This is a genomic window from Mesorhizobium sp. 1B3, assembly GCF_050958605.1.
GTDB lineage: Bacteria > Pseudomonadota > Alphaproteobacteria > Rhizobiales > Rhizobiaceae.
Map to the genome: position 1 here is coordinate 218,586 of NZ_JBJHDO010000001.1, position 22,424 is coordinate 241,009.

At 62.2% G+C, this 22,424-nt stretch carries 19 protein-coding genes; 13 read left to right on the top strand and 6 right to left on the bottom strand.

What is annotated here, in order from left to right; translation table 11 throughout:
• Positions 1–227 precede the first annotated feature (227 nt).
• Positions 228–2,210, bottom strand: coding sequence for a CHASE2 domain-containing protein (locus ACCO56_RS01020; protein ID WP_433636778.1), 1,983 nt, complete (start codon positions 2,208–2,210; stop codon positions 228–230).
• Positions 2,210–5,911, bottom strand: a complete 3,702-nt coding sequence (locus tag ACCO56_RS01025; protein WP_433636780.1) for a FecR domain-containing protein — start codon at positions 5,909–5,911, stop codon at positions 2,210–2,212. Before ACCO56_RS01025 ends, ACCO56_RS01020 begins: the two co-directional genes overlap by 1 nt.
• A gap of 111 nt (positions 5,912–6,022) precedes the next feature.
• Here ACCO56_RS01025 and ACCO56_RS01030 point away from each other — a divergent pair, with 111 nt between their 5' ends.
• From ACCO56_RS01030 to ACCO56_RS01060, 7 genes are all read left to right on the top strand, one after another.
• The gene (locus ACCO56_RS01030; RefSeq protein ID WP_433636783.1) at positions 6,023–6,598 is read left to right on the top strand and encodes a Pycsar system effector family protein; all 576 of its coding nucleotides are present in this window, start codon (positions 6,023–6,025) and stop codon (positions 6,596–6,598) included.
• Positions 6,599–6,687: 89 nt separating this feature from the next.
• Positions 6,688–7,737 (top strand): BMP family protein, encoded by a 1,050-nt coding sequence (locus ACCO56_RS01035; protein WP_433636785.1) that lies wholly within the window; start codon positions 6,688–6,690, stop codon positions 7,735–7,737.
• A gap of 117 nt (positions 7,738–7,854) precedes the next feature.
• Positions 7,855–9,408 carry an ABC transporter ATP-binding protein gene (locus ACCO56_RS01040; protein WP_433636788.1) on the top strand — a complete coding sequence of 518 codons (1,554 nt, stop codon included), beginning with the start codon at positions 7,855–7,857 and terminating at the stop codon, positions 9,406–9,408.
• Complete coding sequence (locus ACCO56_RS01045; protein ID WP_433636790.1) at positions 9,398–10,447, top strand: ABC transporter permease; 1,050 nt, start codon at positions 9,398–9,400, stop codon at positions 10,445–10,447. The genes ACCO56_RS01040 and ACCO56_RS01045 overlap by 11 nt, the downstream gene beginning before the upstream one ends.
• A 266-nt stretch (positions 10,448–10,713) precedes the next feature.
• The gene (locus ACCO56_RS01050; RefSeq protein WP_433636792.1) at positions 10,714–11,655 is read left to right on the top strand and encodes an ABC transporter permease; all 942 of its coding nucleotides are present in this window, start codon (positions 10,714–10,716) and stop codon (positions 11,653–11,655) included.
• A complete protein-coding gene (locus ACCO56_RS01055; RefSeq protein ID WP_433636794.1) occupies positions 11,652–12,935 on the top strand; it encodes an amidohydrolase family protein in 1,284 nt (427 codons plus the stop codon). Before ACCO56_RS01050 ends, ACCO56_RS01055 begins: the two co-directional genes overlap by 4 nt.
• 172 nt (positions 12,936–13,107) lie before the next feature.
• Positions 13,108–13,392, top strand: coding sequence for a hypothetical protein (locus ACCO56_RS01060; protein WP_433638279.1), 285 nt, complete (start codon positions 13,108–13,110; stop codon positions 13,390–13,392).
• A 9-nt stretch (positions 13,393–13,401) separates the two neighbouring features.
• Here ACCO56_RS01060 and ACCO56_RS01065 read toward each other — a convergent pair whose 3' ends face one another.
• The 3 genes from ACCO56_RS01065 to ACCO56_RS01075 all read right to left on the bottom strand — a co-directional run bounded on the left by ACCO56_RS01065 (position 13,402) and on the right by ACCO56_RS01075 (position 15,363).
• Positions 13,402–13,899, bottom strand: a complete 498-nt coding sequence (locus tag ACCO56_RS01065; protein WP_433636796.1) for a CAP domain-containing protein — start codon at positions 13,897–13,899, stop codon at positions 13,402–13,404.
• 306 nt (positions 13,900–14,205) lie between these two features.
• Positions 14,206–14,826, bottom strand: coding sequence for an urease accessory protein UreG (gene ureG / locus ACCO56_RS01070; RefSeq protein ID WP_433636798.1), 621 nt, complete (start codon positions 14,824–14,826; stop codon positions 14,206–14,208).
• A gap of 12 nt (positions 14,827–14,838) precedes the next feature.
• Entirely contained in the window at positions 14,839–15,363 is a 525-nt protein-coding gene (locus ACCO56_RS01075; RefSeq protein WP_433636800.1) for an urease accessory protein UreE, read from the bottom strand.
• Positions 15,364–15,549: 186 nt separating this feature from the next.
• On the opposite strand from ACCO56_RS01075, the gene ACCO56_RS01080 reads away from it, so the two are divergent.
• The 6 genes from ACCO56_RS01080 to ACCO56_RS01105 all read left to right on the top strand — a co-directional run bounded on the left by ACCO56_RS01080 (position 15,550) and on the right by ACCO56_RS01105 (position 20,757).
• The gene (locus tag ACCO56_RS01080; protein ID WP_433636802.1) at positions 15,550–16,236 is read left to right on the top strand and encodes an urease accessory protein UreF; all 687 of its coding nucleotides are present in this window, start codon (positions 15,550–15,552) and stop codon (positions 16,234–16,236) included.
• Between the two features lie 195 nt (positions 16,237–16,431).
• Entirely contained in the window at positions 16,432–17,283 is an 852-nt protein-coding gene (locus ACCO56_RS01085) for an urease accessory protein UreD (RefSeq protein ID WP_433636804.1), read from the top strand.
• 27 nt (positions 17,284–17,310) lie between these two features.
• Complete coding sequence (gene ureA / locus ACCO56_RS01090; RefSeq protein WP_433636806.1) at positions 17,311–17,613, top strand: urease subunit gamma; 303 nt, start codon at positions 17,311–17,313, stop codon at positions 17,611–17,613.
• Between the two features lie 10 nt (positions 17,614–17,623).
• Positions 17,624–17,935 carry an urease subunit beta gene (locus ACCO56_RS01095; protein ID WP_433636808.1) on the top strand — a complete coding sequence of 104 codons (312 nt, stop codon included), beginning with the start codon at positions 17,624–17,626 and terminating at the stop codon, positions 17,933–17,935.
• Positions 17,936–17,938: 3 nt separating this feature from the next.
• Positions 17,939–19,642 (top strand): urease subunit alpha, encoded by a 1,704-nt coding sequence (gene ureC / locus ACCO56_RS01100; RefSeq protein WP_433636810.1) that lies wholly within the window; start codon positions 17,939–17,941, stop codon positions 19,640–19,642.
• Between the two features lie 80 nt (positions 19,643–19,722).
• Complete coding sequence (locus ACCO56_RS01105; RefSeq protein WP_433636812.1) at positions 19,723–20,757, top strand: urea transporter; 1,035 nt, start codon at positions 19,723–19,725, stop codon at positions 20,755–20,757.
• Here ACCO56_RS01105 and ACCO56_RS01110 read toward each other — a convergent pair.
• On the bottom strand, positions 20,754–22,202 hold the full coding sequence (locus tag ACCO56_RS01110) for a GntP family permease (RefSeq protein ID WP_433636814.1): 1,449 nt from the start codon (positions 22,200–22,202) through the stop codon (positions 20,754–20,756). The genes ACCO56_RS01105 and ACCO56_RS01110 overlap by 4 nt on opposite strands.
• Positions 22,203–22,424 lie beyond the last annotated feature (222 nt).

Genomic DNA, 22,424 nt, shown 5'->3' on the forward strand with positions numbered 1-22,424 from the left:
GATTGTTTGGACCGGGGACATTCACGCATCTGGAAAGGCGACTTTCCTCATTGCCTGGCAGTTCCCCCTCTCCGCCTCGGCTTCGCCGAGCCACCTCTCCCCCATTCATGGGGAAGAGGAAGGGCGCCAAGCATGCGGCCGGCGCTTCCTCTCCCCTACGCTCAGCGTGGGGGAGAGGTGGCTCGGCGAAGCCGAGACGGAGAGGGGGACCTGTCGCACGCACCACATCAAAGCCCGCCTATATCCTCCTCCAGGCGAGCGCGCATGATGCCATAATATCCGGCCAGGGCCGGCGTCCTCTCGGCAAGCCATTCGACACGAGCAAGTGCCTGGACGGGCCGGCTGGAATAGACATCGTCCAGGAACAGTCTATGCGCCTTCCTCGCTTGTGGATCGAAGATGGGCACCACGGTCGAAACCGTGGCCGGTTCCGTCTTGCCCTTGACCAATACGCGGTCCAGCTCGACTACCTCGTAGCGACCGGCGGCAAGGCGGGCGGTCTCCTCACCTAGCAGAAGAGACACGCCGTAGCTTTTCGTCTCGCCTTCGAGCCGTGCCGCGAGGTTCACGGAGTCGCCGAGAACGGAATAGTTGAAGCGGATATCCGAACCCATATTGCCGACGACGCACTCGCCTGTGTTGAGCCCCACGCCGATCGCGAGCCGCAGCGCATCCGCTCCGTCGGCGGCTGCTTCGGCAGCCAGTTCCATATTGAGATCCTCTACGGCCTTCAGCATGTCGAGCGACGCTGCGATCGCATTCACGGCGTGGTCAGGATCCTCCAGAGGCGCGTTCCAGAAGGCCATGATCGCATCGCCGATATATTTGTCGATGGTCCCGCCGGCGGCGAGGATCACGCGCGACAAGGGATTGAGCAGCCTGTTGATCAGGGCGGTCAGCCGCTGCGGATCGTCCTTGAGCCGTTCGGAAATCGTGGTGAAACCGCGCACGTCGGAGAACAGGATCGTCAGCTTGCGCTTGTCGCCCCCGAGGCGGAGTTGCGAGGGATCGCGGGCCAGCCGTTCGACGAGCACCGGGGCAAGATATTGCGAGAAGGCGCGCGTGATCGTTTTTCGCAGGCGCCGCTCGGCGGCATAATCGCGCGCCCCTTGCGCCGCCGCGACGGTCAGGAAGGCGAGAGAGGGTGTGATCGGCGGCACGAACAGCCGTCCGAAGCGCAGGAGCAGGAAGCTTGCTCCGGTGCAAAGGACGATCGCGCCGGCCGCGGTCGCAATGGTCCGCCATCCCGTGCCGCGCAGCACGGTCAACCCGGAAAGGCCGGCTGCGAGCGCCGCGGTCAGGAAAAGCAGGGCGGGATGCGCCTCGCGGACGAACAGCTCGCCACGCAGATTGTCATAGATCGTCGCATGGATTTCCACGCCGGATGTGAGCCGGCCCGTGCGCAAGGTCTGTGGCGTCGCGAATGCTTCGGCTCCTCCGGCATCGGTCGTGGGCGCCGCCTGCATCGACACACCGACGATGACGACCTTTCCCGAGAAAATCCCAGCCGGCAGGAACTCGTCGGGGGCGAGCGCCTGGTAGTATGAGACGGTGGGATAGGTTCTGGCGGGGCCGAAGGATTGGAGCAACGCCCCTGCTGGGACCTCCGGCGAGTGACTGCCGTTCCTCTCCAGCAGCCTCGCAGCGAAGCTGTCGGGAAAGCGGGGCAGGCGCCGGAGCGTGCCGTCGCGGTCCAGTACGATCGATGCAAGGCCGGACACGGCTCCGCCCTCGGTGAACTGCAACAGCGGCTCCACCCGGACCATCTGGATCGCCTGCGGCGCATCGATATCCGTCAGATCGGCCGCCAACACGACGTCCGGTCCAAGTGCCGCGGCCAGGAGCGCGTCTGCTTCGGGTCGGGACGGTTCGGCGAAGATGATATCGAGGCCGATCGTCCTGGCGCCAGCGTTCCTCAGGGCTGTGACCAGCCGGGCGTGCAGGTCGCGCGGCCAAGGCCACTGCTGCCCGATTTCGGCAAAGGAGGGTTCATCGATCGCCACGATGATAGGCCCGTCCGCCGGCCGGGCAGGGGGCGACAGCGTCGAGAGATAGTCGAAGCTGCGAGCGTCCAGCAGGCGCCATGGAGCCGTGAGAGACAGCGGTAGGAGGATCGCCAGCGTCCCGATCACGGTCGCGGCCAAACCGGGCAGGCGCCCGATCCTGTTCAGAGCAGAGCGTTGCTTGCCTGAAGACAAGCCTGAAGACATCAGAACCGGACCTTGAACGTCCCGGTCAACGTGCGCCCCCAGCCGGGAGTATCGGAAGCCACGGAAAAGTCGGTGTCGAAAATATTATATGCGGCGAGTTCCAGCTCGAAACGCTTGTCCAGGGGTTCCCAGGTCAGGAATGCGTCCGCTGTCCAATAGCCGTCGAGACGATCGCCGAAGGCATTGCCCGAGCGGGGGCCGACATAGGTCGCGGCTGCCGTGACCTTGAGGTTTATCGGATTGACGTAGGTGAGCCCGAACCGCGCCGCGGTCTCCGGAACGAAAGGCAGGGCTTGGCCGAAGGCAGGGCTGTTCGGATCGCGATCTTCCGAATCCGCATATGCGAAAGTCGCGAAGGCGCCGAAGCCGTGGGTGAGCCAGGTGTTGGCCGTGAAACTGACCCGGTCGATCCTCCCTTCGGTCAGGTCGATCGTGTCGAGCGAGAGCGGAACCAGGATCGACAGATCCGACAATTGCTGGTGCTGGTAGTCGACGGCTGTGAAGAACCAATCCGTCCATTGGGCATCCCAACGTGCCGCGAATACATCGGAATAGCCGCCGGTGGCCAGCGGGATCTGGTCCGACTGAAGGCCCAGCACCCCAATAGGCGCCAGCGTGGTGGAGGTGGCGACCGAGGTCTCACGCATGAAGCCGACGCGCAGCCAGTGGTCCTCGACGGGAGCCCAGGCTATCGCGACGCGGGGGTCGATCCGGGTCAGGCTGTCGGCATCGCCATTGATATAGGTGCCGAAGATGCCCGCCTCGACCTTGAGGTTCGGAGCGACATCGTAGACCGCGTCCAGATACGCCCGGCCGAAGCCGAGTCCGAAATCGGAGCTTGTCGTCGAGTCCAAAGGGCCGAAGATCGTGGCGATCGAAGAGATTTCCTCGGTCTCCTGGTCGATCGTTCCGCCCTCCACGCCATATCGCAGGATGAGGTCGCCGATTCCATAGAGGTGGCTCGCGGCCGCGACATAGGCTGTCTGATTGGTGGTTGTCTCGGCATTGCGCAGGCCGATCGGCATGATTCCCAAACCGAGATCGGAATAGATGACGGCGGACTGCTCGCTCTTGCGCCGGAAGCCCGAGCCGAACAGCGCGACATTCCCGACGTTGCGATAGCCGAACGTATGGCTCCAGGCGACGCCCGCATTGCCCGTCTTGTCGTTGACGGTTCGATCGTAGGAGAGGGCGTCGATATTCAGCCCCGGAACGAGTTCGATCGGCTGCAGCGGGATGAAGATCGCATTGCGCAGGTCGGCGTCGTCGTCCCTGACATCGGCATAGACCACCACCCTGTCGTTTGGCGTCGGACGCGCCGTCAGGTAGCCGGTGCCGCTGAGATTCTCGTAATTGAGATCGAACTGGGCGTTGGGGACGGGGAAACCAGGCGGCGTGCTTTCGCGGAATTCGTCGGACTGGCCGGCATCGAACCGGCCATAGAAGCTCCACGGAATGGGCCCCGCGACATAGCCTTGTAGTTCGGCCTCGGACGTCCAGCCCCAGTCGTCTCCCTTCTTGACGAAGCCGCCTCCAAGCGAGCCCTCGACGAATGGCCGCCTGAACAGATTGGCGCTTCGCGACCGGCCGGACAGCATCGCTGGGTCGAGCATGAGGCCCTGAAAGAACGAGGAGAAGGCTGTCCTGTTCACGCTGGCGTCGGCAATCGTGTCGCCGAAATTGGGTTTGAGCGCGAACTGGTTGATGCTGCCCGCAAGCGCTTGGTCGACATAGCCCGCCCCGGAGAAGGGATCGAAAGTGACGTCGCCATAGTACCGCCCCCAGGCATTGAGGCCTTGGAGCCGGAAGGCTTCGTTGAGCAGCGAGCCGGCATCCTTGTTGGCGCTGAGGGGCGCGTAATCGCCGCCGCGCGCTTGCGATCGTCTCAACGTTTCCTGGGCGCTCTCGATCGCGCGATCGGAATCATAGTCGTCGATGGCGATGGCCGTGGCGAGGCTGGAGGTCGCCGGATCGTTCGGATCGAGCCGGTTGGCGTTTTCGAGCGCCTGTTCTCCCGGCTCGCGCTCTCCTCGTTCGAAATAGCCCCCAGCCAGAAGCAGGAGGGCTTGGGCATAGGCAGGATTGGCCGTCGAGCCGGCGAGCAGGTCCTGCATCGCCTGGTCGAGCTCACCGCTCTGCAGATGGTAACGGCCCCGTGCGACGAGTCCGATGTCGAAGGACGGATCGACGGTCATCGCCTTGTCGATCAGGGTCTTTGCTTCCTTCACCCGGTCCTGGTTGAGGTAGAGGATGGCAAGATTGGCGTAGGCGACGGGATCGTTCGGCTCAAGTTCGATGGCGCGCTTGAAAGCGGCTTCGGCTTCGCGTTCCGCGCCCCGCTCGCTCTGGACATTGCCGATGGCGTTCCAAACGGTGGCCGAGCCGGGCGCGGTTACCGCAGCACGCTCGAGGTCGGCGAGTGCCCCTTCGAGGTCGCTCTTGATGCCCGCCTTGTAGTGGGCGCGCGCTTCCAGGCCGTTGGGATCGTCCGGATCGATCGCGAGCGATCGTTCGACGCCCGACAGGACCTGTTCGCGGTCATCCAACAGCAAGGCGAGCTGCGCCCGGTAGGCAGGCAGTGAGGGGTCGTCCGGATATTGCGCCTCCGCCCGCTTCAGAACTTCCAGGGCGCTCTTGATATCCCTGAGAAAACCGGCGGCCCAGGCTTCCGCGAGGGCAGCATACGGGCCGCCGTTCCGGATAGCGGGCGGAGCTTCGACATGGTCCGGGTTGGCCAGAGCCCTGGCGAAGTAGCCGCCATAGGCGGCGATCGCACGACGTTTCGGATCGAGGCGAGGCGCCGCCCGCTCGAACAGCCGGGCGGCGTCGGCGTAACGTCGGTCCGAGCCGGCAGCAAGCGCGTCGATCAGATCGAGGCGCGCTTGCTGCGAGGCCGTCAGTCGGAAGCCCCGTGCATGGCTGGCTGCTTGGGCGGCAGCCTGCTTGCCGTCATAGCTCAGCGAAATCTCGGCGAGCGCCAACCAATCCTCGGCGCTGCGCGCGGCCTCCGGCTTGGCCGAAATCCGGACGCGCTCGGCGCGCATGTCCGGACTGGAGAGAGGCGAGCCGGGCATCCACGCGAAGGACTGGTGAAGCGTCAGATAAAACAGCATCTGTTCGCGGTCGACCGGATCGACGATGACGACCTTGGTCGGCGCCTGGCCGATACGCGCCACGGCCGCTTCGCCGCGGGCGACACTGACCGAGCCGAAGGGGTTGGACAGCTCGACCACCCCCTCCAGGACGATCAGCGACGTCTTGTCTCCCTCGACCGTCATCGTCCAGTCCGTGCCGCGGATCGCGGCGACGGCCGCTGGCGTTTCCACCATCAGTCCCTCGCCGCCGCGGGCGGCCCGTGCCCAGATCGTGCCGTTCTCCAGAGCGAATTCGCTGTCGGAGGCTTCCCCTATCTTCTTCACGACGAGGGTCGTGTTGCGACCCATGCGAACCTGCGTGTCGTCGGAAAACAGAATGGCCAAGTGGCCGGTCGCGTTGGTGCGCAGTGTGTCGCCGGCCAGAAGGTTCTGCGCGATCTCGACGCCGCGCCAGCCCGCCAGGTCGATGAAGCGGACCTCTTCGCCGTATTTTCTTGCAATGACCGAGCCCGCGGCAGGAAAGGCGCGCGGAACTACTTCGGCGCGCGCCGCGACGACGCAACCCACGACCGCGAGTACTGCAACTCCCGCCCGAAACATACGCATGTTTTCTTTGCTTTTCCCCTCTCGCGCGGAAGGTATGCAACCAAATCAAATTTAGTGTCAAGTTTTCGTTGCCGTTGCTTTTCGAATGCGGCAAACAATGTGGAAAATTACATGGGGATCGAGGTATTTAATCGTATGAAGGCCGTTCAGGACCAGCCGAAAGGAGTAGAGGTGCCGGCATTTGTCCTGCCGAAGGATCCAAAACTCTACCTGGACCATTTGCGCAAGATAAACGACGTCTTCTACGACCAGATCCGCATCGCCGACCAGAAGGCGGCCTATATCTTCACCTTCATGATCGCCTTTCTGGTCTCATCCACAGAAGGGCGGGGTGTCTTCACCCTGAATCGTTACCTGGCCGGCGATCCCGTCGTCATTTTTTTTTCGGCGGCTCTCGCCGTCTCCGCGATCGTATCGATGGTTTCTTCGATCATGGTCGTCCTGCCGCGTCACCGCACGACCTCGACCTCCCTCTATTGGGGCGGATGGCCGGCCAATCGCGCCGCTTTCATCGCCGCCCATGACACGGGAGACCCAGAATATCTGTTCCGAGAGTACATCGGCAATGTGGATAACCTCTCGGCGATCAACCGTTCGAAGTATCGGCTCGTCACCTTGTCGTTCCGTGCGCTCATCGTGACGGTCGTCGCCTATATCCTGCTGCTCGGAATGGGCGCCGGCTTCTAGATCTCACGGGGCGATGTGTTGATTGCCGCTGTTCGGGATTTCGCCTAACGTCGAATCAAATAATAGCGGTGGGATCAACGGAAGAACTCATGAACCAGAGGTCGAACACCATGGCACTCCAAGCTGCCCACTCCTTCCTTTCTCGCCGTTCGTTGCTCAAGGCGGCCGGCGCCGGCACGGCGCTTGCCGCGCTGGGGGCCTTCCCATCCAGGGGTTTTGCCGCCGATCCTATCAAGGTTGCGGCCGTCTACACCGTTCCGGTCGAACAGCAGTGGGTCAGCCGCCTGCACAAGGCCGCAACCGCAGCCAAGGAACGTGGCGATATCGAGTATGTCTATTCGGAGAACACCTCCAACAACGACTATGAACGCGTGATGCGGGAATATTGCGAGGCCGGCCACAAGCTGATCATCGGCGAGGTGTTCGGCGTCGAAGATGCTGCCCGCAGCGTCGCGCAGGATTATCCTGACATTGCCTTTCTCGCGGGCTCCAGCTTCAAGCCGGACGACGCGCTGCCCAATTTTGCGGTGTTCGACAATTATATCCAGGATGCCTCCTACCTCTCCGGCATCATTGCCGGCGCCATGACCAAATCGAAGAATATCGGCATGGTCGGGGGTTATCCGATCCCCGAGGTCAACCGGCTGATGAATGCCTTCATGGCCGGCGTGAAGGAAAGCGCGCCCGACGCGAAGTTCCAGGTCTCCTTCATCGGCTCCTGGTTCGATCCGCCCAAGGCCAAGGAGACGGCTTTCGCCCAGATCGACGGCGGCGCCGACCTCCTCTATGCCGAGCGCTTCGGCGTCTCCGACGCGGCCAAGGAAAAGGGTGTTCTGGCGATCGGCAACGTGATCGATACGCAGGCCGACTACCCCGACACAGTTGTCGCGTCGGCGCTCTGGCATTTCGAGCCGACGCTCGACAAGGCCGTCGCCGAGGTCAAGGCCGGCACCTTCAAGGCCGAAGATTACGGCGTCTATTCCTTCATGAAGAACGGCGGCTGCTCTCTGGCGCCGCTCGGAACCTTCGAGTCCAAGGTGCCCGACGAGGTCAAGGCCAAGGTGGCCGAGAAGGAAAAGGCCATCAAGGACGGCTCCTTCGTCGTCGAGATCAACGACGCCGAGCCGAAGTCGAGTTAGCCGTTCCCACTGTCTTGATGGGAGACGTAGAGCACAGTAAGGGGTGGAAGTTATTCCACCCCTTGTCGATGTCTCGCGGCTGCCTCACTGGGAACGCGCCGCGATGGAAGTGCCTTGATGGTCCAGCCGAGATCGAGCAGCCAGAACAGTGAACCGGTCCTGCGCCTGACCGGCATCACCAAACGATTCGGGCCTCTGGTTGCCAATGACGCCATTTCGTTCGAGCTGGGCGGAGGCGAGGTGATCGCGCTTCTCGGCGAGAACGGCGCAGGCAAGACGACGCTGATGAACATTCTCTTCGGCCACTATGTAGCCGACGAGGGAACGGTCGAAGTCTTCGGCAGGCATCTGCCGCCAGGCGACCCCAAAGCGGCTCTGTCGGCCGGCGTTGGTATGGTCCACCAGCATTTCACCCTGGCCGACAACATGACCGTCATGGAGAACATCGCGCTCGGCACCGAGGCGCTCTGGCGGCCGCGCCTCGACCGTGCGGTGGCGCGTGAGCGCATCCGCAAGCTCTCCGCCGATTTTGGCCTGACCGTGGAGCCTTCGGCCGTCGTCGCCTCCCTATCCGTCGGCGAACGGCAGCGCGTCGAGATATTGAAGGCTCTCTACCGCGACGCTCGGATCCTCATCCTCGACGAACCGACCGCCGTTCTCACGCCGGGGGAGACCGAGGCGCTGTTCCGCACGCTCAAGCTCCTCGTCGCCAAGGGCCTGTCGATCATCTTCATCTCGCACAAGCTGAACGAGGTCATGGCCGTAAGCGACCGCGTTCTCGTGCTGCGCGGAGGCAAGCTTGCGGGAGAGCGGCCGACGGCCGGCGTCAGCCGCGCGGAACTGGCTGCCCTGATGGTTGGCCAGGAAGTCGTCTCGCCGCCCGTGAGTCCGCTGCGTCTTGGCCCGCCCCTGCTCGAGTTGAGGGACGTTTCCACGCAGCCCGGCGGCACGGGGTCAAGGCTCGAAGGCGTGTCCCTGACCCTCCGTGGTGGCGAGATTACCGGTCTGGCCGGTGTCTCCGGCAACGGCCAGTCCGCGCTCGCGGGCGTGATCGCCGGGACCGCAATGCCTTCGGCCGGCGAGATCGTCCTCGCCGGAGCGGCGGTTCGCGGCTGGTCTCCTCGCATCGCGCTCGACGGCGGAATTGGGCGCATTCCCGAGGACCGCCACGCCGTCGGCACGATCGGCGACATGAGCGTCACCGAGAATGTGATTTCGGAGCGATACCGTTCGTCCCGCTTCAGCCGGCGCGGTTTTGTCGATTGGAGCGCCGCGCGAGACTTCGCGACCGCCGTCATTCGCGACTACGACGTGAAATGTCCCTCGCCCGAAACGCGCATAAGGCTGCTTTCCGGCGGCAACATGCAGAAGCTGATCCTCGGCCGGGTGCTCGATGCCGAGCCCTCGATCATCCTCGCAAATCAGCCGACGCGCGGTCTCGACGTTGGAGCCGTCGCCTATGTCCATCGCAAGTTGCTGGAGGCGCGGGAGCGTGGTGCGGCCATCCTTTTGATCTCGGAAGACCTAGAGGAGATCCTGGCGCTTTCCGATCGCGTCGTCGTAATGTCGAAAGGCAGGCTGTCTATGCCCTCGGCCCGCGGCGAGCGTTCGATCCGGGAGTTGGGAGAGCTGATGGCCGGGCATGCGGAGGTCGCTCATCGTGCGGCTTGAACCCAAACTCGCGCCCTCGCTGGCCGTCCTTCTGCTCTTCCCGCTCGGTGCCATCGCCGCAACGCTGGTCATCACGGCGTTGCTGGTGCTCGCCGCGGGTGCGTCCCCATTCTCGGTCTTCTACCTCGTGCTGAAAGGCGCCGCCGGGTCACAGTTCGCGGCACTCGAGATGCTGACCCGCGCGACGCCGCTGATCTTCACCGGTCTGGCCGTAGCGGTGGCTTTCCGGGCGAAGCTCTGGAACATCGGAGCCGAGGCCCAACTCTATATCGGCGCCGTGGTCACCGTGGTCCTTGGTACCGGGGCGCTGCCCTTGCCTTCGGTCCTGCTTCTGCCTGCGATCGCCATTTCCGCGATGGCGGTCGGGGCGCTGCTTCTGCTCGGGCCAGCGGTCCTCAAGACGCGCTTCGGCGTCGACGAGGTGGTCACGACATTGCTTCTCAATTTCATCGTGCTGCTCTTCGTCTCCATGCTGCTCGAGGGACCGCTCAAGGATCCGATGGGGCTGGGCTGGCCGCAATCACCCAAGGTCATCGCCGATGCACAACTGCCGCGCATCATTCGGGGCAAGCGCCTGCATTATGGCTTCGTCCTCGCCCTTTTTTCTGCCCTGGCAGTCTGGTTGGTAATGAAGAAGACGGCTTTGGGCTACGAAATGCGCGCTGTGGGCCACAACCGCGAGGCGGCGCGTTTCGCCGGCATTCCCGTCGATGCCGTGCTTGCCAAGACGGCCCTGCTCTCGGGTGGGCTCGCGGCCCTCGCCGGCTTTTCCGAGGTCGCGGGGTTGAAGGGCAATCTCACCCTCGATCTGTCACCCGGCTACGGCTATTCCGGTATCGTTGTCGCCATGCTCGCCATGCTCAATCCGCTGGGTGTGGTGGTTTCCGCCATCTTCGTCGCCGGTATCTTCGTCGGTGCCGACGCGATGAGCCGGTCGGCCGGCGTGCCGAGCTACATCGCCGACGTCATGACCGCGACCGCACTCCTCACGATGGTGACGGCCATCCTGCTCACGCGTTTCCGGGTGAGGTGGAAATGATGTCCTTGCTTTCGAATTTCTACCGCTCGGAGCGTCAAGCTCCCCCTCACCCGGCCTCCGCTTCGCTCGGCCGACCTCTCCCCAAGGGGAGAGGAGGTTTTCTCCGCCGGCGCCAAGCTGGTGGTCCAGGAATCGCAAACGTTGCAGATTTCCTCTCCCCTTGGGGAGAGGTCGGCCGAGCGAAGCGGAGGCCGGGTGAGGGGGACTGGCCCGCATGCAAGAGCCGTCGAGAAGAAGCCTGGCGCCCAAGCGCGGAGCACCTCTAGATGGACGCGCTCGAGATACTCTTCACCGCATCCTTCTGGGTCGCCGCGATCCGCATCGCGTCACCGCTGATCTTTGCCACGATGGGCGAGCTGATCTGCGAGCGCGCAGGCGTCCTCAATCTCGGCATCGAAGGCATCATGACCGTGGGCGCCTTCGCCGGCTGGTTCACCGTCTATTCGGGCGGAGATCTGTGGACAGGCGTGCTCGTCGCGGCGCTGGCAGGCGGCATGTTCGGCCTGCTCCACGCCACGCTCACCGTGCCGCTGGGCCTGTCCCAGCATGTGGTCGGCATCGGCATCACGCTGCTTGCGACAAGCCTCACCTATTTCACCTATCGGCTGGCGCTGCCGGAAGTTACGTCGCCGCCGAAGATCGAGCCGTTCCAGCCCTGGCCGATTCCGGGCCTCTCGAACATCCCGGTGCTCGGCGAGGCCTTGTTCTCGCAGACACCACTGACCTATCTGGCCTTCGTCACTGTGGGCGTGGTGGCCTGGGCGCTCTATCGCACACCGCTCGGCCTGGCGATTCGAGCGGTGGGCGAGAATCCGGCCGCTGTCGAGGCGCAAGGCATCAGTGTCACCGGCATGCGCATTGGCGCGGTCGTGACAGGAAGCGCGTTGATGGCGGTCGGCGGTGCGTTCCTGACCATGTCGGCCTTCAACTCCTTCTTCTTCGAGATGATCAACGGCCGCGGCTGGATCTGCATCGCGCTGGTCGTCTTCGGTTCGTGGCGTCCGGGCAAGGCGCTGCTCGGCGCCATTCTGTTCGCGGCCTTCGATGCCTATCAGATCAGGCTGCAGCAGCTATCTGGCGGCGTCGTGCCCTATCAGGTCTTCCTGATGATGCCCTACGCGCTGTCGATCCTGGCGCTGATCCTGGTGGCGCGCCGCGCTACCTATCCGAAAGCGCTGATGACCCCCTACCAGAAAGGCGAAAGATGAGCTTCGACATTCTCCTCAGGGGCGGCACGCTGCCGGATGGCCGAGCCGCGGATATCGGCATCAAGGGAGACAGGATCGCGGCGATCGAACCCAGGATCGATGCCGACGCGGGCCGGGTAATCGACGCGGCCGGCGATCTCGTTTCGCCGCCCTTCGTCGACCCGCATTTCCACATGGACGCTACGCTTTCCCTCGGGCTGCCCCGCATCAACAAGTCTGGTACCCTGTTGGAAGGCATTGCGCTGTGGGGCGAATTGAAGCCCCTCCTCACGCATGAAGCGGTGCGGCAGCGCGCACTCGACTATTGCGACTGGGCCGTGTCGATGGGCTTGCTCGCCATCCGCACCCATGTCGACGTCTGCGACGACCGGCTGCTCGCCGTCGAGGCGCTGCTCGAGATAAAGAAGGAGGTCGCGCCCTATCTCGATCTCCAACTCGTCGCTTTCCCCCAGGATGGCCTCTATCGCTTCCCGACGGCGCGGGAGAACACGATACGAGCGCTCGATATGGGCGTCGATGTCGTCGGCGGCATCCCGCATTTCGAACGCACAATGGAAGACGGCCGGCGCTCCGTCACCGAGCTTTGCGAGATCGCCGCAGACCGCGGCCTCATGGTCGACATGCATTGCGACGAGACGGACGATCCGCATTCGCGTCATATCGAACAACTTGCCTACGAGACGCAGCGCCTCGGACTACAGGGCAGGGTGGCGGGATCGCATCTCACTTCCATGCATTCCATGGACAATTATTACGTCTCGAAGCTCCTGCCGTTGATGGCGGAGGCCCAGGTCTCGGCGATTGCCAACCCGCTGATCAACATCATGCTGCAGGGACGCCACGACACCTATCCGAAGCGGCGCGGGCTGACCCGCGTTCCGGAAATGCTGCGCCACGGCATCCGCGTGGGCTGGGGTCAGGATTGCGTGCTTGATCCCTGGTATTCCCTCGGGACGGCCGACATGCTCGACGTCGCCTTCATGGGACTGCACGTCGCACAGATGTCGAGCCCCGCCGACATGGAAAAATGTTTCGACATGGTCACCAACGTCAACGCCGCGATCATGGGGCTCGACGACCATGGACTGGCTGTGGGCAAGAGGGCGAGCCTGGTCATCCTCGATGCGGGAAATCCGATCGAGGCCATCCGGCTCCGCGCCGAACGCCTCTGCGTCATCGCCAAGGGCAAGGTCGTGGCCGAAAAGACGAAGCAACAAACGCGCCTGTCGCTGGATGGTAGGCCGTCGAGCGTCGCGCGGCGGCACCAAGTGCCGACATAAAGATCGATTGGCTTCTATGCACGCTGTCGCTCCAAAGGCGGGATGAGCGAGGCTTGTACCGTCGTTCACATCCAGTGGCGTGGACGGAACGCCTCGAACGATGCCCGGGGCTTCCCTTCGCCGCAATAAACTCTACAGTTGCAGTCAGGTTTATTGCCGGGAGATTCGGGTGATGTGGCGCAAAGTCTTCCTCCTTGGCGCGATAACGGCGTTGGTCAGCGGCTGCATGACCGCCGAGGAACAACGCGCCGCCGACGAAGCGAAATGCCGCTCCTACGGCTTCGCGAAGCGCAACGACGCCTTTGCCGAATGCATGCAGCGCATCGATCTCGACCGCAGCGCCAATGCGCGAGCCAACCTGTATGACTATTGGGGCCGACCCTACTATCCCTATAGCCGCTACTACTATCTGAACCGGGCAAACGTCGCCGATCGAGCGGCCGAGAAGGGTCGGTAGGGCACCCGGTTATCTGCCGAGAACCAACGCCCAGTAGCGGCGGCGGGTATCTTTGGCTTCGCGCGCATAGGCGAGACCGAAGCGCGAGAAGCGGGGGTCGAGCATGTTCCTGCGATGGCCCGGGGAGTTCATCCAGCGGGTGAACAATTCATCTGGTGCCATCCCGCCATAGGCAATATTTTCCGCCGCCGCTCCGCCAATGCCGTTAGCTCTCATGCGAGTGGCGAAATCCTTGCCCCAGCCGGTCGTGTGATCCATGCGTCCACTTTGGGCCATATAGGCCGCCTGCTGGAGAGCGGCCTTTTCCAGCATTGGATCGGAATGAAGCGGTGGCAGGCCGTGTTCGGAACGGATCGTGGCGAGATAGTCCTCGCCGGTCTTGCCGTCGGCTGCCATCTCTCCGACGTCCTGCACCGACTGACAAGCCGTCAGCGACAGCACCAGCGATGCGCTTCCCGCCTTGATCAGCCAGCGCCGATCGGCGTCCTTCAGTTTTTTCACCTGCATGACTTGAGACTTACCCCCAATGTGCGGGGCACACTCATTCGGGAATCATGGCATTGTTTGGGCTTGGCGAGCGTCCGCTATCGGCATTTGGACGCGAAACGGCATGCTTTAGAGCATTTCGCAGCCGACCGGATTCGGTCGGCGTCGCGAGAATGCGGCAAAAACAAAGCCCTAAAGCGTGGCACCCGAAGCCGATTGCCAGCGACACGCTTTAAGTCTCGATACTTTTCGGAGCGATATTTTCGGCTTGTGGCAAGGCGCCATTGACGAGTGCTGAAGTGTCGCAAGGCGATCGATGGTTAGCTGTCAACGCACCACCAGGCCGCCGGCTCGTTCGATGAAGCCGATGATCTCGTCCAGGCCCCGCTGCCGTAGCATGTCGGTGAATACGTATGGCTTGTCGTTGCGCTGAGCTTTGGTGTCACGATCCATGACGTCGAGATCGGCTCCGACATACGGTGCCAAATCTGCCTTGTTGATGATCAGCAGATCGGATCGCGTGATCCCTGGCCCACCTTTGCGCGGGATCTTCTCACCTTGGCAGACTGAAATCACATAGATGGTCAAGTCGGCGAGATCGGGCGAGAATGTCGCTGCCAGGTTGTCTCCGCCCGACTCGATGAAGACGATGTCGAGATCGGGATGGCGCCTGGTCATTTCGCTGATTGCCTGCAGATTGATCGTCGCGTCCTCCCGGATAGCGGTATGGGGACAGCCGCCGGTCTCGACGCCGATGATGCGGTCTTCGGGCAGCGCTTGGAGCCGGTTGAGAATAAGCGCGTCTTCCTTGGTGTAGATGTCGTTTGTGACGACCGCGACCGAATAGCGGTCCCGCATGGCCTTGCACAGCATTTCGGTGACTGTGGTCTTGCCGGAGCCGACCGGCCCTCCGATACCGACGCGAAGCGGTCCGTTGGGTGATGTCATGGCGAACTCCTGTCAGTCGTGATGATGACTTGGCTGGTGGGAATGATCGTGATGATGGTGGCCATCATCATGGCTGTGTCCGCCTTGGCCATGACCATGCGAGTGTGTGCCGTGATAGGCGCCGCGCACCGGCTGGAACGGTTCGACGATCTCGCTCACCTTCGCGCCCAACCCTTCCAGCATCGACTTGATGACATGGTCGCGCAAGATGACGATGCGGGTTTCTTCGATCTGTGCCGGTAAATGGCGGTTTCCGAGATGCCATGCCAATTGCATGAGATGTAAACCGTTCTGTCCGCTGATCTCGTAGAGCTGCTCCTTCGCAGCAATGATCTCCACCGAGCGGCCGTCCTCCAGCACCAGCAAGTCGCCGTGATGGAAGGCTATCGCTTCGGGCAGATCGACCAGAACATCCAGGCCGTTTCGCAGCGCCAGAACTTTGCGGCGCAGGTGCCTTTCGTCATGTGCCAGCACGACGACATCGAAGGGCGAGCCGGAGGAGTGGCCGGCATGGTGATGGGATACGACGCGAAGCATTGCAGGCTCCTTCAAGGTCGTTCGGGGTATGGGCCCATGGATTGGAACCGACTATAGCCAGCCCGGTGGATCTTCCAAGAGCACGGGCGCCATATAGTTGTGGCCGCTCAATGCAATGCTGCCGGTTGACTGTTGTGGATCAAGCGGACATGCATGAGGCAAGACGCTTCCCCGGGCAGACAATTTATGGACAAACAAGGCTTGGCCGATCCGATCCCATCGCTTCACCTGCTTCGCCTTGTGAGCCCAAGCCTGCCGGTTGGCGGCTTTTCCTATTCGCGCGGCCTCGAAGCCGCGGTTCGGCACGGCTGGGTGACAACCGAAGCGGCCGCCCAGGAGTGGATCCTCGGCACGCTCGAAAACACTTTCGCAGCGCTCGACGCGCCGATATTCCTGCGCATGATGGCGGCACTCGCCGCCGGCGACGACGAGAATCTCCTACGCCGCGACGCGTGGCTCAGGGCGAGCCGCGAAAGCCGTGAGATCCAGGCCGAGGACCGTCTGATGGGCGATGCCTTGCTTCGCCTGCTCGCCGATCTCGCGCCCGCTACTGCAGGGCGCTATGTGGGCCGCGCGCTCTGTTATCCCACCGCCTTCGCGATTGCCGCACATCATTGGCGCATCGCTCCGTCGCAGGCTCTCGAGGGACTGATGTGGGCGGTGACCGAAGGGCAGGTTTCAGCAGCCGTTCGGCTGGTTCCGCTTGGTCAGACGGCGGGCCAGAGAATCCTGGTGAATGCCGTGGAAGTGATCGAACGCGGCGCCCGACGAGCCGAATTCCTGCGAGACGACGAGATCGGCAACACCGCCATCGGTGTCGCTATCGCCAGTGCCTGGCACGAGGATCAATACAGCCGGCTTTTCCGTTCTTGAGGCCGCCCACTGCCGGAATGCCAGGACTGGTCAGGCGCCGGCCCTCCTGTCTTGCTTCCCCACAGCGTCAAGTATAGTCTGGCACTCGTCAAAGCTGTGGCCGTTCCCGGCCGCCCAACGACCTGACGGAGACCGACTGCTCATGCAGGCGCCGGCTTTTACGAGGCCCCGGCAATGTGTCGTGGACGAACGGCGATGACGTCGCTGTCCTTCCACGGCACTTCGGAACGTCGGTGGCGGGCCGAACTGGATTTAAGGTTCGAGGTCGCCGGAGCGTTAACCCGGCTCACACATAGGCGTCATCTTGGGCCGCTGGTCGTGCAGCGGCCGTTCCATCCGGAAAGTGACGGGACCTGCCATGTCTACCTCTTGCATCCGCCCGGGGGAGTCGCGGGAGGAGACAGCCTGCAGTTCGAATTTCAATTGGCTGAAGACGCGCGCGTCGTGCTGACGACGCCCGGAGCAACCAAGTTCTACAGAAGCGTTGCCGACAGGGGAATGCAGCACAGCGTCATCGATATCGGGCCGCGGGCGGTTTGCGAGTATCTTCCGCAGGAAGCCATCATCTTCGACGGGGCGAGCACCGAAATCAGCACCCGGGTCACCATCGCCGACACAGGAGCTTACCTTGGCTGGGACCTTGTCTGCCTCGGCCGACCCGCGGCGAACGAACGCTTCCGTTCCGGGAAAATTACCCAGAGCGTCGAGATCTGGCGGAACGGCAGGCCGATATGGTTCGAGCGGTTTCAATTGCCGGGCGGTTCACCTCTCCAGGACGCATCCTACGCACTGGCCGGGCATCCGGTGTTCGGCACCATGGTTTATGCCGGGCCGTTGACGGAGGGGTTATCGGAACTGGTGCGCCAGGCTGCGGGAGAAACAAGCGGCTGTCTCTTTTCGGTCAGCCAGCTCGACGATGTCGTCGTGTGCCGTTACCTCGGCCCGCATGCCGAACAGGGAAAGATGCTTTTCACCCGCGCATGGGCCGTGCTGCGGACGGCGCTTCAGTCGAAGCCAGCCTCCACGCCCCGAATATGGGCGACATGATCTTCGTTTGAGAGAGGGATCCCCGCCATGGAACTATCGCCACGCGAGAAGGACAAGCTTCTGCTTTTCACGGCAGCTCTGCTGGCCGAGCGGCGCAAGCAGCGCGGCCTGAAGCTGAACTATCCGGAAGCGGTGGCCTACATCTCCGGGGCCATACTGGAAGGCGCACGAGACGGCAAAAGCGTCGCCGAACTCATGTCATTCGGGGCAACGTTGCTTACGCGCGCCGACGTGATGGAAGGCGTCCCGGAAATGATCCACGATGTCCAGGTGGAAGCGACCTTTCCCGACGGCACCAAGCTGGTGACCGTCCACAATCCGATACCGTGAGGAGGCTGACATGATCCCGGGTGAGTTCATCCTTGAAGACGGCGATATCGAGCTGAATGCCGGCCGCGACAAGCGGGAAATCGCCGTGGCTAATTCCGGCGACCGGCCGATACAGGTTGGCTCTCATTATCACTTCTTTGAAACCAACGAGGCACTGGTCTTCGATCGCGAGCAGACGAAGGGCTTCCGACTCAACATTCCGGCCGGTACGGCCGTGCGCTTCGAGCCGGGCCAGCAGCGCACCGTGGAGCTTGTCGCCCTCGCCGGGGAGCGCGTCGTTTACGGCTTCGTTGCGAAGGTCATGGGCAAATTGGGGAACTGAGACATGGCGACAATCACGCGCAAGACATACGCTGATCTCTACGGCCCCACCAAAGGCGACAGGATTCGACTGGCGGATACCGAACTGCTGATCGAGATCGAAGATGATCGCACGACTTATGGCGACGAAGTCAGCTTCGGTGGCGGCAAGGTTATCCGCGACGGAATGGGACAAAGCCAGCGCCTCGCCGCCGAGGTCGTCGACCTGGTGATCACCAACGTCGTCATTCTCGACCACTGGGGCATCGTGAAGGCCGATGTCGGCATCAAGAACGGCCGCATCGCCGGAATCGGCAAATCCGGAAATCCCGATATCCAGCCCAACGTCGATATCGTCATCGGCCCGGGGACGGACGTGATCGCAGGCGAGGGGAAGATCGTCACCGCCGGTGCCATCGACACGCATATTCACTTCATCTGTCCGCAGCAGGCCGAAGAGGCCTTGGCGAGCGGAACGACGACACTGGTCGGAGGTGGAACCGGTCCTTCGGTCGGAACGCTGGCAACGACCGTCACGCCCGGTCCCTGGAATATCCATCGTATGCTCGAGGCATTGGAGGACCTTCCAATCAATGTAGGGCTCCTGGGCAAGGGCAACGCCAGTCTGCCGCAACCGCTGCACGAGCAGATACGCGCCGGCGTCGTCGGCCTCAAGTTGCATGAGGATTGGGGCACCACGCCTGCCGCGATCGACAATTGCCTGACTGTCGCCGACCTTGAAGACATCCAGGTCGCCCTCCACACGGACACGCTCAACGAGAGCGGCTTCGTGAAGGACAGTTTTGCGGCAATGAAAGGCCGGGCGATCCATAGCTTTCACACCGAAGGCGCGGGTGGGGGCCATGCCCCGGACATCATCACGGCATGCGGCCAGGAGAATATCCTGCCGTCCTCGACCAATCCGACGCGGCCCTATACCGTCAACACGATCGACGAGCATCTCGACATGCTCATGGTATGCCACCACCTCTCGCCGTCGATCCCGGAGGATGTCGCCTTCGCCGAAAGCCGCATCCGGAAGGAGACCATCGCCGCCGAGGATATCCTGCATGACCTGGGCGCATTGAGCATCATGTCGTCGGACTCGCAGGCGATGGGACGCATCGGCGAGACCACGCTGCGCTGCTGGCAGACGGCGCACAAAATGAAGGTCCAGCGCGGACCGCTTCCGGAAGACAGTGAACGCAACGACAATTTCCGTGCCAAGCGCTATGTCGCGAAATACACCATCAACCCCGCCATCACGCACGGCTTCGCCCATGAGATTGGGTCTATCGAGATGGGTAAGCGGGCCGACCTCGTTCTTTGGAGCCCGGCTTTCTTCGGGGTGAAACCGTCACTCGTCCTGCTTGGCGGCATGATTGCGATGGCGCCAATGGGCGATCCCAACGCTTCGATTTCGACGCCGCAGCCGGTTCATTATCGGCCGATGTACGGCGTCATGGGCCGTGCGCGGAAATCCACCGGCGTGACATTTGTCTCGAAGGCCGCGCTCGACGACGGGATCGGCGACAAGCTGCGGCTCGAAAAGGCGCTGGTAGCCGTTCGAGGCACCCGAACGATCCGCAAGAAGGACATGATCCATAACCATCTGACACCGAACATCGAAGTAGACCCGCAGAATTTCGAGGTGCGTGTCGACGGCCAGATCATAACCTGCGAGCCGGCCAAGGTCCTGCCGATGGCGCAGCGCTATTTCCTGTTCTGACGGGAATACGTGAAGCGAGACATGGGTGAGTCCTCCCTGCTGTTTGTGGCTCGATGACATTAAGTTCGAGGAGAGGAGCCTTGGACCAGAATCGATTTCGGGATCATCCCACCCTCGGCTTCTTCGACTGGGTGCTGCGCGGCGTCGGTCAGGTCGTCTTCCAGAACAATCCGATCTCGGGCCTGATCATTCTGGGTGCTTTATTCTACAATTCGCTGATCTACGGCTCGATTTGCATCCTGGGCGCCGTGGTGGGTACAGTAACGGCAATCGCTCTGAAGGCCGACAAGGGGCTGATCCGCGATGGATTGTTCGGCTTCAATGGCGCGCTGGTCGCACTCGCGCTCGTTGCCTTCACCAGCGCGGACTTCCGCTCCGGAGCTGTGCCATCGATCTACATGATCGTCTATATCGTCTTCGCTGCGGCTCTGACCAGCATGGTGTTTTCAACCATCGCGACCCTCTTGGGCCCGCACAAAGTGGCGGCGCTGACGATGCCCTTCGTTCTGGTCGGATGGCTGTTCCTGTTCGCGGTGTTGAAATTCGACAGTATCGAGGCCGGTCCGCTGGCCAAGCCCGTCTCGCCCGATCAGTATGCCTACGACGTCGCCTATGCCCTGCCGACATGGTACATGGGCATCGGCAACGCCATCGGCCAGATCTTCTTCCAGGACAACTGGATCAGCGGCTACCTCATCGTGCTCGGCATTGCCGTCAATTCGCGCATCAGCGCCGGCATGGCGCTGGTCGGGGCATCTGTCGCCGCCCTTGTTGCCGTCATCTTCGGTGCGCCGGAAGGCGCGATCCGGGATGGCCTGTTTGGCTACAACGCGGCTCTGACAGCCATCGCTCTGGGCGGCTTCTTCCTCGTCCTGACAGTCCGAAGCTTCGTCTATACGCTTTTCGGCATTGTCGTGACGACATGGCTCTGGGCCTCCGTCGCGATCTTTCTGGCGCCGATCGGCATGCCGGTCCTGACGTCGACTTTCGTCATCGTGACGTGGTTCATGTTGATCGGCCAATATGGCTTCAAGGCACTCATCCCGGTGCCGCCGGCGGAGGCCACCACGCCCGAAGACAATCGCCGACGGTATCTGGAAACCCTAAGCCGTTAGAACGATCCGAACATGGAACCTAGTATGAAAACCGCCACAAGTGAGATGATCACGCCGACGATCACTGTCATGACCATATCGAAATAACTTTCCGCATGGGTCAGCTTGCTGATTTGCAGTAAGAGCAAGACTGTCCCATTGTGCGGTAGAGCATCGAGCGTGCCCGCGCTGATTGTGGTCAAACGGTGCATCAATTCCGGATCGATGCCGTATTCCGCGGCCATGCGCATATACTCGCTTCCCAATGCATTGAGAGCGATCGCCATCCCGCCGGACGCTGTGCCGGTAAGGGCGGCCAGCGTGTTCATGGCGACGACGAGGGACACAAGCGGGCCCCCTGGAATTTCCAGAACTGCGTCGCGGACGAGAGCGAATGCGGGTAGGGCGGCCACCACCGCGCCGAAACCCACGAGGCTTGCCACGGTCAGAATTGGAAGTACCGACGAATTCGCTCCCGCATCCAGGCTTTCCCGGAGGCTGCCAAGACGCTTGAAGTTGAGGCCGATGACGACGAGGATCGCGGCGGCGAGCGCGATCAGAACGGCCCAGACGCCGATCGACGAACTGACATTGATGCCCCACGATTCGCTGTCCAGGAAGGAAAAGTCGATCCGGGGCAGAATGACGAGCGCCATCAGGAAATTGACGATGATAACGGTAACGAGCGGCATGGCGGCGAAGATGAACGGCGGATTGTTGTCGCTGCGCTTGCCGTGATGCAGCTCCGCCGGGTCGAAATCGCCGGTTAGCGTCGCCTGTTCACGGAGCTTTTCAGTGACGGCGCCCGCATCGTCCGTATCGTTATCGCTCACATATGTTTCGCCAGCCGCCCGGGCCTTCGCCTCCGCGCGTTGGAGCCACCACAGTCCGAAAGCCAGCGTGATTATCGAGGCAATGATACCCAAGCCAGGAGCAGCAAAGGTTGTCGTTCCGAAGTATGGCATCGGGATCGCGTTGTTGGTGGAAGGAGTGCCAGGCATGGCCGACATCGTGAATGTGAAGGCTCCCAGTCCGATTGCCGCCGGCATCAGCCGCGCGGGGATGTTCGCAGCCTTGAACATTTCGCGTGCCATCGGCACCAGAACGAAAAACGCCACGAATACGCTGACGCCACCATAGGTCACAACCGCCGACGCTAGCACCACCGATAGCATCGTTCGGCGGGTTCCCAGCCGTTCGGTCAAAAACCGGGCGATTGAAGTGATGGAGCCGGTGTCATCCATCAGCTTCCCGAAAATGCCGCCAAGCAGGAACAGCGGAAACCACTGCGCGACAAAACGTGACGTTCCACCCATGAAGGTGGCAGTCCAATGAGGTAACAGAGGTTCGCCTGATATGAGCGCAGCGAGGAGCGCCGCTGCCGGGGACAAGAGTAGGACACTCCATCCACGATATGCCAGCCACATCAAGAGTGCCAGCGCGATCAATATTCCAAGCAATCCCATGATCTGTCATCCTCGATGAACTGCGGCGAAGGCGCGTCACGAAAAGTACGGAAATTTACTTCGACAAACCGTTACGCTCTCAAATTAACACTCATTTATTCAAGATCTTGCGATTAATGTGCAGCACCTCGCGTGAAAAACGATTCAGGCGACGTGCTTTAGATTCTTTGATTGTGCGCATGTCTTTTTCCTGAAACCGCTTCCTATTTTCGGGGAACATAC

Excerpts from the sequence above, each read along its gene's own strand:
- ACCO56_RS01075 (WP_433636800.1), bottom strand. The coding sequence starts at position 15,363 with ATGCTTCGCGTCGTATCCCATCACCATGCCGGCCACTCCTCCGGCTCG.
- ACCO56_RS01050 (WP_433636792.1), top strand. The coding sequence starts at position 10,714 with ATGGACGCGCTCGAGATACTCTTCACCGCATCCTTCTGGGTCGCCGCG.
- ACCO56_RS01065 (WP_433636796.1), bottom strand. The coding sequence starts at position 13,899 with ATGCAGGTGAAAAAACTGAAGGACGCCGATCGGCGCTGGCTGATCAAG.
- ACCO56_RS01040 (WP_433636788.1), top strand. The coding sequence starts at position 7,855 with ATGGTCCAGCCGAGATCGAGCAGCCAGAACAGTGAACCGGTCCTGCGC.
- ACCO56_RS01055 (WP_433636794.1), top strand. The coding sequence starts at position 11,652 with ATGAGCTTCGACATTCTCCTCAGGGGCGGCACGCTGCCGGATGGCCGA.
- ACCO56_RS01035 (WP_433636785.1), top strand. The coding sequence starts at position 6,688 with ATGAACCAGAGGTCGAACACCATGGCACTCCAAGCTGCCCACTCCTTC.
- ACCO56_RS01025 (WP_433636780.1), bottom strand. The coding sequence starts at position 5,911 with ATGCGTATGTTTCGGGCGGGAGTTGCAGTACTCGCGGTCGTGGGTTGC.
- ACCO56_RS01030 (WP_433636783.1), top strand. The coding sequence starts at position 6,023 with ATGGGGATCGAGGTATTTAATCGTATGAAGGCCGTTCAGGACCAGCCG.
- ACCO56_RS01110 (WP_433636814.1), bottom strand. The coding sequence starts at position 22,202 with ATGGGATTGCTTGGAATATTGATCGCGCTGGCACTCTTGATGTGGCTG.
- ACCO56_RS01020 (WP_433636778.1), bottom strand. The coding sequence starts at position 2,210 with ATGTCTTCAGGCTTGTCTTCAGGCAAGCAACGCTCTGCTCTGAACAGG.
- ACCO56_RS01080 (WP_433636802.1), top strand. The coding sequence starts at position 15,550 with ATGGACAAACAAGGCTTGGCCGATCCGATCCCATCGCTTCACCTGCTT.
- ACCO56_RS01060 (WP_433638279.1), top strand. The coding sequence starts at position 13,108 with ATGTGGCGCAAAGTCTTCCTCCTTGGCGCGATAACGGCGTTGGTCAGC.
- ureA (WP_433636806.1), top strand. The coding sequence starts at position 17,311 with ATGGAACTATCGCCACGCGAGAAGGACAAGCTTCTGCTTTTCACGGCA.
- ACCO56_RS01085 (WP_433636804.1), top strand. The coding sequence starts at position 16,432 with ATGACGTCGCTGTCCTTCCACGGCACTTCGGAACGTCGGTGGCGGGCC.
- ureG (WP_433636798.1), bottom strand. The coding sequence starts at position 14,826 with ATGACATCACCCAACGGACCGCTTCGCGTCGGTATCGGAGGGCCGGTC.
- ACCO56_RS01095 (WP_433636808.1), top strand. The coding sequence starts at position 17,624 with ATGATCCCGGGTGAGTTCATCCTTGAAGACGGCGATATCGAGCTGAAT.
- ureC (WP_433636810.1), top strand. The coding sequence starts at position 17,939 with ATGGCGACAATCACGCGCAAGACATACGCTGATCTCTACGGCCCCACC.